This is a genomic window from Xanthocytophaga flava, from assembly GCF_030068545.1.
GTDB lineage: Bacteria > Bacteroidota > Bacteroidia > Cytophagales > 172606-1 > Xanthocytophaga > Xanthocytophaga flava.
Genome location: NZ_JASJOR010000034.1, coordinates 21209 through 33869, shown reverse-complemented (window position 1 = coordinate 33869; position 12661 = coordinate 21209). Strand labels below are relative to the sequence as shown.

The 12661-nt window shown below is 38.9% G+C and carries 13 protein-coding genes; 5 read left to right on the top strand and 8 right to left on the bottom strand.

What is annotated here, in order from left to right; genetic code table 11:
- The gene (locus QNI15_RS32445) at nucleotides 1-477 is read left to right on the top strand and encodes a hypothetical protein (RefSeq protein WP_314035944.1); all 477 of its coding nucleotides are present in this window, start codon (nucleotides 1-3) and stop codon (nucleotides 475-477) included.
- Nucleotides 474-740, top strand: coding sequence for a hypothetical protein (locus tag QNI15_RS32440; RefSeq protein WP_314035942.1), 267 nt, complete (start codon nucleotides 474-476; stop codon nucleotides 738-740). The genes QNI15_RS32445 and QNI15_RS32440 overlap by 4 nt, the downstream gene beginning before the upstream one ends.
- Before the next feature lie 64 nt (nucleotides 741-804).
- On the opposite strand, the gene QNI15_RS32435 is transcribed toward QNI15_RS32440, so the two are convergent.
- Nucleotides 805-1956, bottom strand: coding sequence for a serine hydrolase domain-containing protein (locus QNI15_RS32435; protein WP_314035939.1), 1152 nt, complete (start codon nucleotides 1954-1956; stop codon nucleotides 805-807).
- 361 nt (nucleotides 1957-2317) lie between these two features.
- Between QNI15_RS32435 and QNI15_RS32430 the strand changes: the two genes are divergently transcribed.
- Nucleotides 2318-3076 (top strand): DUF2314 domain-containing protein, encoded by a 759-nt coding sequence (locus QNI15_RS32430; RefSeq protein ID WP_314035937.1) that lies wholly within the window; start codon nucleotides 2318-2320, stop codon nucleotides 3074-3076.
- A gap of 281 nt (nucleotides 3077-3357) precedes the next feature.
- Here QNI15_RS32430 and QNI15_RS32425 read toward each other — a convergent pair whose 3' ends face one another.
- The 5 genes from QNI15_RS32425 to QNI15_RS32405 form a co-directional block, all read right to left on the bottom strand.
- Nucleotides 3358-4008, bottom strand: a complete 651-nt coding sequence (locus QNI15_RS32425; protein WP_314003910.1) for a response regulator transcription factor — start codon at nucleotides 4006-4008, stop codon at nucleotides 3358-3360.
- Nucleotides 4009-4122: 114 nt separating this feature from the next.
- Complete coding sequence (locus QNI15_RS32420; protein ID WP_314035935.1) at nucleotides 4123-6036, bottom strand: tetratricopeptide repeat-containing sensor histidine kinase; 1914 nt, start codon at nucleotides 6034-6036, stop codon at nucleotides 4123-4125.
- A 69-nt stretch (nucleotides 6037-6105) separates the two neighbouring features.
- Nucleotides 6106-6843, bottom strand: coding sequence for a VIT1/CCC1 transporter family protein (locus QNI15_RS32415; RefSeq protein ID WP_314003907.1), 738 nt, complete (start codon nucleotides 6841-6843; stop codon nucleotides 6106-6108).
- Nucleotides 6844-7005: 162 nt separating this feature from the next.
- Nucleotides 7006-8088, bottom strand: a complete 1083-nt coding sequence (locus QNI15_RS32410) for a hypothetical protein (RefSeq protein ID WP_314035933.1) — start codon at nucleotides 8086-8088, stop codon at nucleotides 7006-7008.
- A 335-nt stretch (nucleotides 8089-8423) separates the two neighbouring features.
- Complete coding sequence (locus QNI15_RS32405) at nucleotides 8424-8870, bottom strand: hypothetical protein (protein ID WP_314035931.1); 447 nt, start codon at nucleotides 8868-8870, stop codon at nucleotides 8424-8426.
- Nucleotides 8871-8973: 103 nt separating this feature from the next.
- On the opposite strand from QNI15_RS32405, the gene QNI15_RS32400 reads away from it, so the two are divergent.
- Nucleotides 8974-10074 carry an alpha/beta hydrolase gene (locus tag QNI15_RS32400; protein ID WP_314003901.1) on the top strand — a complete coding sequence of 367 codons (1101 nt, stop codon included), beginning with the start codon at nucleotides 8974-8976 and terminating at the stop codon, nucleotides 10072-10074.
- Nucleotides 10075-10503: 429 nt separating this feature from the next.
- Entirely contained in the window at nucleotides 10504-10962 is a 459-nt protein-coding gene (locus QNI15_RS32395) for a hypothetical protein (RefSeq protein WP_314003899.1), read from the top strand.
- 117 nt (nucleotides 10963-11079) lie between these two features.
- Here QNI15_RS32395 and QNI15_RS32390 read toward each other — a convergent pair whose 3' ends face one another.
- Both QNI15_RS32390 and QNI15_RS32385 read right to left on the bottom strand, forming a co-directional pair.
- Nucleotides 11080-11910, bottom strand: a complete 831-nt coding sequence (locus QNI15_RS32390; protein ID WP_314003897.1) for a metallophosphoesterase — start codon at nucleotides 11908-11910, stop codon at nucleotides 11080-11082.
- Nucleotides 11911-12350: 440 nt separating this feature from the next.
- Nucleotides 12351-12653, bottom strand: a complete 303-nt coding sequence (locus QNI15_RS32385; RefSeq protein WP_314003895.1) for a DUF3817 domain-containing protein — start codon at nucleotides 12651-12653, stop codon at nucleotides 12351-12353.
- Nucleotides 12654-12661: the final 8 nt, after the last annotated feature.

Genomic DNA, 12661 nt, shown 5'->3' with positions numbered 1-12661 from the left:
ATGAAATCACATTCAACACTATGTATAGTTGTGCTATTTCTTTTTTCCTGCGGACCTACTAAGCAAAAAGAGGAACTGATTAACACAAAAGCGTCTATTCCGGAAACATTTGATATAGCTGGAAAAAACCTGAAGGTGATAACTACTATGTTGAATCGTCACGATAGTACCACGTCACTTCTTTACGGAAATGAAATAGCATATCGATCTGCTATGCAACATTTGAAAAAGCCAAGCCCGGGCGAAAAGTTTACCTTGGTAACATGGAAACAACAATCTGACAAGCATTGGTTTGGGGCTAATATTCCCGGCGACCTTTTAGCTGTTGAAATACTGGAGGTCGGCAACAATCAACAAAAAACGGAAATCCACTATAAGAAATTACTTGGCAAATCGCTTACGCCTGTAACCGATACTTTAGGAGCAAGCAACAGGGTCAACTTTATAATTTCACAGGAAGCATCATTGACTCCATGATACTTGATAAATATTTAACCTTATCTAACAGAAAGTCTTTTACGGTTTCTTCACTGGTTATCTGGGTAAGCGCGTTCGTGATGGGGGTATTGGCTTCTATTCCGAAAATCCTGCGGTTAAACATCAGCTTTGGAGAAGTTGCCATTGATTTGTTGATAGCCTTTAGCTTTTCGCTGTTTGTCTGGTATTATAATCTTTTGGACAGGAGGGTTTCTCATATTTACCAGATTAACAAACTAAGACAGTTTATGACAAAAGATTAGGCTCATTCTGAGTCTATAGCTGACTAAGAATGAGCCTGTTAAAATTATGTTGTATTGATAGTAATTATTTGTTCCAGGTATCTATGGCATCATGAAGAGCCAATCCATAGTTATTGCTGAAGGTTGGATTAGTATATTGTGAATTAATGATAAGCGCAATCTGGATACCATTATCATAGCCAATCATAATGGTATTTAATTCTCCTTTGTTGCCATATCCCTGACCTGGATAATAACCATTATGATAATAACAGGCTAATCCTTTTGGTGTTTGACTTGAAAAGAAGCCCATGCTTTCTGTCCTCATTTGAGTCGTGGTGGCTGATGGCAATAACTGAGTTGAGTACATAAGTTTCCCAAAATAACTAGCCAGTTGAGCTGATGTCATATACCAGCCCTGACTCCCTGCCATGGTAGTGAAGTCAAACCAGGGTTCGCCACTTTTACCATCTTTGGGAAATTGATAACATAGACCTGGATTATCACTATCCGGTAACTGTTTGCAGTTGACATTAGGATAGGAACCTATTTTTCCAAAGATGTTTTCCTGACAATAAGCTACATAGTTGTCTCCATATTCCTGTGACTGTTTGGCCTCTACTTGTTGTCGCTGACTGGAAGTAGCATTGTTAGGAAGGCTGGTGACTGTTTTACCTGAAAGCTGTACAATAGCAAACCGCAACAATGCATAGTTTACATTACGATAGCCTGTAGGGGAATTCCGTGTTGCTGTATCAGCAAAATTTTTCAATGTTTGGTAATCTGTTTGGGTATCATAGAGATTGGATGTATGTGTAAGCAATTGTCGGAATGTAACTGTTTGTAAGGAAGCAGATACCTTCCAGTGAGCAGGCAGATAAGGTGCTAGTTTGGTATCCAGGGTAAGCCCTTTGGCGGCCAGTAGCTGCATAAGAGCTGTAGCTGTTATATTTTTGCTTACACTTGCCAGAGTATATCGATCTGTAATCAGCATAGCTCTTGGATTAGCATCAGGAGCAAGTCGGGCATCACCGCCTGCCCGCATAACTTTGTTCTCTCCTCTAAAGCCAATAGTGAACTGATAGCCTACACAATTTCCTTTGAGACGTTGTTCGATCAGATCTGCTAGCTTATCCGTATCCAGGTCCTTACCTGGCGATACTTCTACTACCGTATCGCAGGCTGTTAATAGGCAAAAAGCAAAACATACGGTAAATACTTTTGACAATAGTTTCATAAGCGGATTGAAGATCATTGAGTGAAAAGATAGTATGAGTGATTGTGTTTGGAATTATTGCATCTGATACATTAATCAGGCAACAGGACAAAGGTAGAATGGGTATGGAGGCCATTCAAGACATGAATATGTGTAATTGATGCTTGAAAAAAGTTGTCTTTTAGTTAATGTGTAGTTAAGTATCTGTTTTAGAAAGCAATAGAATAGAGGCTATATTACTAGTGAATTATAATCAGGTTATAGGAAGGAAAAATAATCGTATGAGTATAGGTATATCACGAATAAAATTTACTTTTAAAGCAAACCGAAATGATCCAAAGATCACCCAATTGGGTAATATCAGAACTATAATAAACGCAACATGATTGAAAACAACATTATTTATGCTAGTGGTAATGATCCTGAAATGATCAAGGCTTTTGAAAAAGCACAGCAAACATTCAAATATTTCTGGAGAGAGCTTAACTGGGAGTTTCGCAGAATTGTGCCTGCTCTAGATCTGGCATGTGTGAAAATTGCATTTATGCAGGAGGTGAGTAGAGAGGAACCTATTGTGGAATATATGTGGATTAATGACATAGGATTTGATGGGGATACAGTCACTGGTACGTTAATTAATGATCCGGATCTACTTACCAATGTAAAAAATGGTGATTTTATTGATGTTCCCTTAGGTCAGGTAAGCGATTGGCTGTTCGCCTCCAATGGAAAGACATATGGTGGATTTACTATCCAACTAATGCGTTCCCGGATGCTGCCTGAAGAATTAAAAGAGCATGATGAGGCTTGGGGTTTGGATTTTGGCGACTATAATGATATTGAAGTAGTTTCCGGACAAAAAGGCCACCCTGAAAATCTGGTAGAACATCCCATGAGCGTCAATATGAAAGATAAACTGATGGACTTTCTGAAGCAATATCCTCAGGAGATTTCACATAAAGATGAAAGTGGCTATACTCTTTTGCATAGAGAGACCGTTGCCGGTAACCGAACTTCTGTTGAGGTGTTGTTACAGTCTGGAGCTGATGTGCATACCAGAACCCACAGCGGTAAAACGGCGCTTGACTTTGCCAGACAGCTCGAATGGGAGCACTTGATTCCATTGTTAGAAAACAATTAGGCATTGGTTGCTGGGAGACTAAAAGTAGTTTATGCTTTATCTTTACTGGGTTTGCTATTTTTTGGACGTTTCGATTTTCTTTGATAGATAATGTTCTGGTAACTAACTATTTTTTATCCGTCTGAGTGGGGAATATAGTAAGGGGTAAATCTCTTTCTATGTTCCCTTTATTCTTTTATAAAGAAGTGCTATTGCAATGGAGTATTTTACTTAAGGAACCGTAGTAAAATAAAAGCTTATACACATATAGTTGTCATGGCAAACCAGTATACTACAGGTGGCTAGACCAATTTGTTTTTCAATGCTTTGGCTACGGCTTCTGAGCGGGAATGAACCTGTAGCTTTTCATAGATGCGTTTAATATATCCACGTACTGTATCTATCGCCATGGCATACTTATCCCCAATCATTTTGTAGCTTAATCCTTCTACCAGGCCGTTGAGTACCTGCGTTTCCCGTTCATTCAGTTCTATTTTTTCAGCAGGAATTTGGTGGGAAAGACGAATCAGTGAGAGTACTTTACGGGCAATATTGGCACTCATAAACGAACCCCCATTGTATACTTGCTGGAGAGCAATCAGGATATTTTCTGGCTTTTCACCTTTGAGCAGATAGCCTGAGGCTCCTGCTACAATAGCTTCCAGAACTTTGTCATTCTCCTCCAAAATGCTTAGTATCACTATATGAACATGTTGAAAGGCTGGCAGTGCCTTTATTTTTTGTGTACAGGTAATACCATCCATGTGCGGCATTTCAATATCCATCAGAATTACCTGCGGTTGAATATGTGGTAAGTCTCTAAGCAGGTCCGCACCAGAAGAATAATTGCCCACACACTCAAAATTGTCAGAGAGTTGAAGCATAAATACCAGTCCTTCTCTGTATGAATGATTATCTTCTGCAATGGCAACTCTCAATGGGGCATTTTTCATGGTGGGTACTTAATTGAACAGGCTTTGGAAAATGTGTTTTGTAATCTAAGAAAAGATAAAAATACGTTATATAAATAAAGAAACCTGTTTTTTGTTTTGTATCTGGTAAATATATTAAGGCTTGAAAGAAAGTATAATCTGGGTTCCTTGTCCGGGAGCGGTATTAATAGTGAGTTGACCACTGAGTTCTTTTGCCCTGGTTTTCATGTTATTCAGGCCATTTCCACGTTTGATTATTTTCGGATCAAAGCCTATTCCATCATCCTGTATCTCCAGAACAATAGTGCCACGGATTTCCTGTAACTGGATCGTAATAGCTGTTGCCTGAGCATATTTACTAGCATTGTTGATGGCCTCTTTAAAGATCAGATAGAGAAACTTACGCATGTTCATACTTAGCTGTGCCTGAGAGAGCGAATCATCCGCAAGAAAAACACAACGTACATTACGTGCTTCCAATAATGGAATCGCAAATTCCTTCATACGCACGATTGTACGTTCCAGAATATCGTTGTCCGGTTTGATAGTCCAGATCAGGTCATTGATAGACGAGATACTGCCGTGTGCCTGGTGACTGATATTTTCCAGAATAGGCAGAGTCTGTTCTTTTTCTTTGGCAGCATTTTTTACTAACAAATCACTATAAAGAGCAATGCTACTCAGATTGGCTCCCAGTTCATCATGAAAATCTGCTGCAATACGATTCCGTATTTGCTCCATTTCCAGTCGTTTGCGAAGTTGATAACGTCGATACCCTACTGTTCCCACTATGCCACTCATCAACAGGCCTGCAATCAGCAAAAATACATTGCGACGTTGTACGGCTAGTTCCAGTGATTGCGAACGATTTTTTTCATTTAGTAAAGCAATCTCCTGCTGGCGTTTATCTGCTTCATATTTCGCCAGCAATTGTTGAGTTTTGCCTGTAAGTTGAGCCTGAAATATAGAATCTTTAGCAACAGATGCTGCCTTAAAAAATGGATAGGCTTTCTTGTAGTTATCTGTGTCTACATAGAGTTCAGCTAATGCCATGTTAGATGTATACAAATCATCCTGATCCTGTGTCTTTTTAGCTAGTTCCAGTGCTTCCAGATAGTATTTTTCTGCCAGATCGAATTTTTGTAATTCTCTGTACATTTCACCCTGATTGTGTAAATTAACTCGCAACGCACCAGGGGATTCCAGTTCTCGTGACAGATTTTCTCCTCTTTTCAGATAAGACTCTGCCAACTTGTATTGTTTTTTTCTTGTATATACTAATCCCAGGTTTACCAAAAGATCTGTTTGTAGTAATCTGTATTCGGCTTGTTCTGCATACTGCAATCCACTTTTATAATAGTAAATAGCAGTGTCTGTTTTGCCCGTATTGTCATATAAATTCCCGAGCAGATTTTCTGTAATCGCAATGCTTGTTAGGTTTTTCTGTTCTTTTCCAATGGCCAGTGCTTTCCGATAGTAGAGGATAGCTCGATTATATTGCTTAGAATGGGCAAGAATATTGCCTATATTTTGGTATTCGCTGGCAATTTCCTGATTATATTTCTCCTGAAGCTGAATAGATTCCAGACTATATTTCATTGACATATCCAGATCACCTACCTTTTTGTAGGCGAGAGCCAGATTTCCCAATGCTGCTATCTTTACCTTAACCTTAAATTTAGATGGATTTTTCCGGATAGATTCCCATGCTTTCAGAAAGTAGCTAAGTGTGAGTGAATAGTCTCCTTTGTGGTATGCAATAGTTCCTTTCAGAAATGAAATACAATATTCCAGTGGTACATATGTTTTTAATTGACTTTGTAATGAGACTAATTTCTGACATAAAGAATCAGCCCGGTCGTATTCACCTTTGATAATATATTGGAAACTGCAGTCTTTCATGGCAATCGCATACAGTGTATCCATAGGTTGAGTACGCAGAAACCATTGTAGTGAGTCCAGTGTCTGCGGAACTGCAACAGTGGGCTGTTGGGCAGGGGCAAACTGGCAAAACCAAATAAGGCACACAATGAATAGATTTGTTTTCACAGAAGTAACTTTTACATAGTTACCTATTAGTGAACAAACTGTGTTAATGTAAATATGTAATTACAGTGGTTACTCAGCTACAATCTTCTCTAGAAAATCTCCTACATAGTAGGCTACCAGTGCTGCAGAAATGCCTAATAAAACTGTTTCTGCGATACCTTTCCATCGACTGGTTTCCGTTACATAGGTTTTTAAAAATCCGATTAGGGCAAAGGCAGCCGTGGTAAGTACACAGGATATAGTAAAAAGATTATTTCTGTTTAACGGAGTGATATAGTCCAGTATATAGGGAAGCACGGGAATAAATCCTACCATCAGAAAAGATACGAATGTGACCAGTGCCATTATAAGGGGAGACTTTGTGCTGGGAATCATCTCCAGTTCTTCTTTCATCATGATATCCACCCATCGGTCGCGGTCCGATGTGATGACGTGGACAATTTGTTCTAAGGTTTCACCTTCAAAACCTTTACCAGCAAAAATCTCCCGAATTTCTTCTTTTTCGCGTTCTGGCATATGATCTACTTCCCAATATTCAATCCGTTTCTGTTTTTCGTAATTGTCCCGTTCTGACTTGGCAGAAAGATAGCTGCCTACAGACATAGAAAATCCATCTGCAAACAAATTGGCAAACCCAAGAATGATCACTACAGAAGAAGAGAGATTAGCGCCTGTAGCACCTGCTACAACAGCGAAGGTAGTTACACTGCCATCAATACCTCCAAATACAAATTCACCCAGATAATCCTGGATGCGGGTAAAAAAGGTTTTTGGATGATGAAGTGTACTCTCTGAGTGTGTCTGCATAGAGCCTGTTTTTGAAAAATACAAGCTACTAAACTTTCTTATTACTTAGTATATGTAACTACCAATAGAAATCAGCCAGAAAGATGATTGTTGCTGTTGTTTTGCAAAACGCCTATAAAACAAAATGCCTTTTCATACTTTGAAAAGGCATTTTGAGAACTATTACTGATACTGAATATATATTGGTTGTGGATACAGGGTCAGCATCTCTTCTGGCGACATAACCCGTGGTTGATTTACCCGTTTGGTATCATTGCCGTAAAATATTTTAAATCCGGCAAATTGTACAGGTTCATGTGTAATCGCGATCCGGTACGAGTTGCGTTTTTTCGCAGGCGGTCCCCAGCCGTCCATGTGCATGACAATCTGTACTTCTGGAGATGTTTTAATCTTTTTATAGTTAGTGATCATCGGTTTTACAAACCGGTGTACTACCAGAATCTTTGGAGGAATATTGTTGTCTTTTACCAGTTTACCAAGATACTCTGTTACATAGTTGATATCGGCTGCATCGAATGTCCCAATTTCTTTACCAGGACGTTTGTCTCCTTTCATGGAGAACTCCGGATCGATACCCAGGTGTACATTGGGCATGCTCAGGTATTTTTCCAGTTTGGGTACTTCATCCTGAACCTTGCTGAAACCTACCTGAATATCCAGAAATACAATGGCATTTACTTTTTTAGCCATTTCAATTACCTTATCTATTTGATGATGAGGCATCCGTAAACGGTAAGTATTATCTTTCTGAGGTAATCCCTGTGCTGTAACTGCAATGTAATGAAGAGCTGGAATTACAGGGGTTTCAGGATCTGCCTTTTCCCATTTCTTTACATCTTCTTTCAGACGTCTCAGCATTTCCTCTTCAGGATATTCTCCCAGAATACCCATTTGTTTGGAGTATAGGTTACCATAATAAGCCACGATACGTGAGAATGGCAGAATGGCACCTGCTCTTGGATAAGGAGCTTTTACCGGCCAGTATTCAGTTGTATCTGCCCGTGACAGAAAGGCGACTTTCTGGCTATACAGCGCTGTATCAAGTGGGGGATAAGTTACTGCTTTTTCAGCACTGCTATCTGTTGTAGCAACCGAATCTACTTTAGCTACCTGAGCCGTAGTATCCGTTGATGTAGTCTTATCCTGTGATTTGGATTGACTACAGGCTATAAACAGAATGGAAAAAGAGGTAAAAAGAAAAAGAGAAGCCAGTAACTGTCTGGCAATAGAAAACTTGTGTTTCATCAGGTGAAATACGGAAACAATGACTTAAATAATGAGTAAAAACGATCAGGTTGGTAGAAAGTATAAAAATTCAGGGCCGAAATTACTATTTTATTATTGTATTGCAACATCAAGGGTAGTCAATTTTTATTGATACTCATAGGGTTAGCAAGGTGTAATTTATCTACCGTTTTACACTATACATATAAGGAATATACTTTTCTGAAATGGGTATTTCTACAGGCACAGGAAAATGGTAAGATATTCGACCTGTGCCTATACGTAATTAATGAGAGTAGGTTACAAATAGGGATATTTTAACTGATTCATACTCAGTGACAAGATGCTTTTAAAGCCTATGCTATACTCAGAATAGGGTATTGTAAAAGATCAGACAATGAGTAGTGAAACGTTTCTGTGATAGCCGTAAAGTCAGATTCATTTAGTGAAAACAGATGCATCTGGCTTGGGTTTATTCCTGAACCTGTGAACTTTGTAGTAACCCCATATCTGATTAATAATCTATCTGTCGGTGCAAGAATACATTGTATACAACCTATATACTGATCAGAAAAATCAAATGGAATATATGTTTTGTCTCCTGTTTGAAGTTTACTTAGAGATTCTTTCCAGGATTTTATTAATTTCTCAATAAGTATGCGTAATGTGGTTTCATTGTATGTTGTTTCAGTAGTATCGTCAAGGAAAAAATAGTATGAGTCTGCTATTTGTTTAAAGTCTCCGATTTCTAGTTGGAGATCTTTATGACTATCTTCTTTTTCTATTATTTTAATAGAAATCATTTTATCCTGCTTTGATTCTTCCAAATATATGACTCTTTTCTAGTTTTATGGTGTGAAATGTACTTCATCACTCTGTATAAGAAGATATCCTAAACATATCTGTATGAAAATACCATTCTTAATAGTAGCTATTTTTTTTAGTGTAGTCTATTCCTTTGGACAAGGTAATCCATCGGATGATGCTTACTTTAAAGCAAGATCTATTATCCGGGATCTGGATTCTATTGTTGCTCCCAATGGCATTCAGGAAACCTATCCGGTAAGCATTGGAGGGGTAAAGCAATGGGTATATGTGCGTGGACAAAATAAAGACAATCCGATTCTGTTGTTTGTACATGGAGGACCTGCTTCTCCTATGTCACCTGTGATGTGGATGTTTCAACGACCTGTAGAAGAGTATTTTACAGTCGTTAACTATGACCAACGAGCATCCGGAAGAACGTTTATCTCCAATGATACACTCTCACTAGGTCAGACTATCACCATTAGTCAGTATGTAAAGGATGCCATCGAGCTGGCTGAGTTTATTACAAAAAAATACAAAAAGAAAAAGGTGATTCTGATGGGACATAGTTGGGGCACGATTGTCTCTATGCATGCTGCCTTGAAAAGACCCGATCTGTTTTATGCCTATGTTGGTGTAGGGCAGGTAATAAATACTGTAGACAATGAACGGGTTAGCTATGAATTTGCTGTAAAGGAAGCTAGCCGGCTGCATAATGAAGTCGCATTGAAAGAGTTACAGTCTATTGCTCCCTATCCTGGTAATCAGCCGATCACAAGAGAGCGAATTATTATTGCCCGAAAGTGGCCTCAATATTATGGTGGGCTGTCTGCTTACAGAAATACCTCAGACTATTACTTTAATGCACCTTATCTTTCCCCTGATTATTCGAGAAGTGATATTACATCTATTGATAAGGGAAGTCTCTTTACACTGGAAAAAATATTGCCCGAATTCTTAAAGGTCGACTTTAAACCTGTTAAGGCCTTTCCTGTTCCTGTGTTTATGTTTATGGGCAGACATGATTATACAACCCCTTCAGAACCTACACAACACTGGTTGCAACAAGTAAAAGCACCTATTAAAAAAGGGATCTGGTTTGAAAATTCTGCCCACCTGATTCCATTGGAAGAGCCAGGAAAGATGCTGTTATCCTTGCTGAACGAGGTGAGACCTCTGGCTGTGGAGAAAAGCAAATAGATGGTTGTTAGAAATAGTATAAAATAAAGATCCTGGCAAGTAGCTTTGTTAGTTGTTTTCTAATTAGTTTATAAGTGGCTGAAATGCTGATAATTATAGGAGTATTCAAAAAAGCTCTTTAAATAAGCACCTTTAAAGTTTTTTATTGGAGAAAATACTCTGGCAAAATATGAGTTGAGCGATTAAAGATTATAAAAATAAACTTGACGGATCGGGGTTTGTTTTGTATTTTTAAGGCCTGGTGTAAATAGCATTGGCTATTGCTTGTAAAGTCTTTCAGACAGCATTAGGTGAGTTTTAATGCATTTAAACAGGTGTCATTGAAGTACCCCCAAGGTTAATCTGTGATAGCATTAAAAATGCTCTTATGCATTTTGCAAAGGTGTCTTGTAGTTTAATTCATTGTTTGTGTAAATTCCTTTTGAAACCATGTCCTATTCCGATCCGCTGTCTCAATCTCATGATGAATATCACAATAGTTACAGGTCTGCCTATCACCTTTTCCTGAAGATGCCAGAGCAATATGTAACAGCTTACAATCGCTTCTTACGTTGGTTACAGGCTCATCCAGATGGCGACCGGGTCAGGATGGTTGAATCCATGCGGGGTGTTGACAGACGCTATAGTAATATGCTCTACGACTTTTTTGTATACAGAGGAATTGTGGTCAACATTACAGGAGTACTCCAGAACAAGCAAGTGACCTACAGCTATCATCTGGCGCAGGACCGCAACCGCAACTACCAGATTTCCTCTGAAAGTGTAGACGAACTCAGTGGTGAAGGTTTCCACACTCGGCTTGATGCGGAAGCGGCGGCTTTTCAGCATGCCTTTGCCTTACTTGAGCAATGGATAGCCGATCAGGCGCACTTTGGTATTAATATGTAAGATAAATGCATTGTAATAGGAATCTCCGAAATGTACCTTGACAGGTGCGAAAATATACTAACAAAACAGCCGACTTCATTGAAGTCGGCTGTTTTGTTAGTGGGCTGGTCTTTTAGTTTAGGCTCTTTCCAGTTCAAATAAGGTAATCTCAGGGCGTACATTAAACCGGATCTGCCTTAAGTTGCCCAAAGCTCTGTTAATGTATACTATTCGGTCATTACCTAGTTCGATTTTGCCAGCTGTATATTTTTTGTTTTTTACAGGTATGACAGGGGGAGGTAAAAAGGGTGGTTTACATTGACCTCCATGTGTATGGCCGGATAAAATCCAGCCTGCATAGTTATTCCATACATCCAGATCACATACATCCGGGTTATGACATAATACTATGGTAGGCTTGGTGTTATCATACTCTTTCATTGCATGTTTGGGGTGAAAGTTAAGGCCCCAGTAATCATCAATGCCGATAAAGGTAAGACCAGCAGTTTCTGTTTGTGCATTCCTCAAAACATATACACCATTCTGTTCCAGCATTTCTGAAATGTTATCAGCTACATTTTGCTGAGACCAGTTTTTTCCATAATCGTGATTACCAAGAATGCCCACTGTACCATGTTTTCCTTTTACACAATGTGTAAGTACCTCGCTTAATTCCTGATAAAGAACCTGGTCTTTGTGTGTGCTTACATAGTCGCCTGTATATACAACAAAGTCAGGATTAAATGCCTGTGCCTTCTGAAAAGAATCAATCACAAAACGATGATCAAACCTTTTGCCTATATGAATGTCACTGATCTGCATGACGGTTTTACCAATCAGGTTATCAGGTAAATTGCGGACAGGCATTTTCAGTTTTACAAACTCCAGCCAGAATGGCTCAACCTGCCAGGTATATAAGCCACCCAGAATCCCAACTCCTGCCAGATACATAAGCTTTCGTCTTTTCATAAGATGCATAATGGGCAACGTGTTTCTATCTATTTGTCTGCTATATACCAGTATTTGTAACTTTATATACCTCAATAATTTGAAAAGTGAATGATAGGTATTCGCTTACAATGCACCAACATGAATTTGAGTGAAAACTGTCATGGAGAAAGTAATAACAAATGTCCCAAAGAGAACAAAGAAGCCTTCAATCGTGAATGGTGGTGCAGGTGCGTAGGCAATCTTTTCTCCGCGAGGTTGGCTCTTGGCCTGCGGGCAGAAGGATCAGAGAAAAGTGTCCTTTTTGGGGTACTTTTTTGGACAAGCAAAAAAGTACCATGCCACAAGTAAAAGAAAGTTAGGGAATTTACGGAAAGAAAGGAAGAAAGCTGAACCAATAAATGTAAAGGTCAATCAGACATAAACGCACAGTTGAAATTAAGAATGATTTGTATTCAGGACTAGTCTTCCTTGCGAAATAATTTCGCATCAGCCCAGAAGGTACCAAACGGAATAATAGAAGCCACCAGTGCCAGTCCTGTTTTTCGGAAATTCCATCTGTGTTCAATTGCAACCATAATGACCAGAATCACATATGCAATGAAGAGAAGTCCGTGGGCCATACCACATATTTTGTTGGCTTCCGGCATATGAAATATATATTTCAATGGCATGGTAACAAATAAGATCACAAGAAAGGATACACCCTCTATAAATCCGATTACACGAAGTCTTCCCAGAGAGGTAGATAATAAATCTGTCATAAAACAGT

Coding starts and splice junctions, on each gene's coding strand:
- QNI15_RS32445 (WP_314035944.1), top strand. CDS start 1: ATGAAATCACATTCAACACTATGTATAGTTGTGCTATTTCTTTTTTCC.
- QNI15_RS32440 (WP_314035942.1), top strand. CDS start 474: ATGATACTTGATAAATATTTAACCTTATCTAACAGAAAGTCTTTTACG.
- QNI15_RS32435 (WP_314035939.1), bottom strand. CDS start 1,956: ATGAAACTATTGTCAAAAGTATTTACCGTATGTTTTGCTTTTTGCCTA.
- QNI15_RS32430 (WP_314035937.1), top strand. CDS start 2,318: ATGATTGAAAACAACATTATTTATGCTAGTGGTAATGATCCTGAAATG.
- QNI15_RS32425 (WP_314003910.1), bottom strand. CDS start 4,008: ATGAAAAATGCCCCATTGAGAGTTGCCATTGCAGAAGATAATCATTCA.
- QNI15_RS32415 (WP_314003907.1), bottom strand. CDS start 6,843: ATGCAGACACACTCAGAGAGTACACTTCATCATCCAAAAACCTTTTTT.
- QNI15_RS32410 (WP_314035933.1), bottom strand. CDS start 8,088: ATGAAACACAAGTTTTCTATTGCCAGACAGTTACTGGCTTCTCTTTTT.
- QNI15_RS32405 (WP_314035931.1), bottom strand. CDS start 8,870: ATGATTTCTATTAAAATAATAGAAAAAGAAGATAGTCATAAAGATCTC.
- QNI15_RS32400 (WP_314003901.1), top strand. CDS start 8,974: ATGAAAATACCATTCTTAATAGTAGCTATTTTTTTTAGTGTAGTCTAT.
- QNI15_RS32395 (WP_314003899.1), top strand. CDS start 10,504: ATGTCCTATTCCGATCCGCTGTCTCAATCTCATGATGAATATCACAAT.
- QNI15_RS32390 (WP_314003897.1), bottom strand. CDS start 11,910: ATGAAAAGACGAAAGCTTATGTATCTGGCAGGAGTTGGGATTCTGGGT.
- QNI15_RS32385 (WP_314003895.1), bottom strand. CDS start 12,653: ATGACAGATTTATTATCTACCTCTCTGGGAAGACTTCGTGTAATCGGA.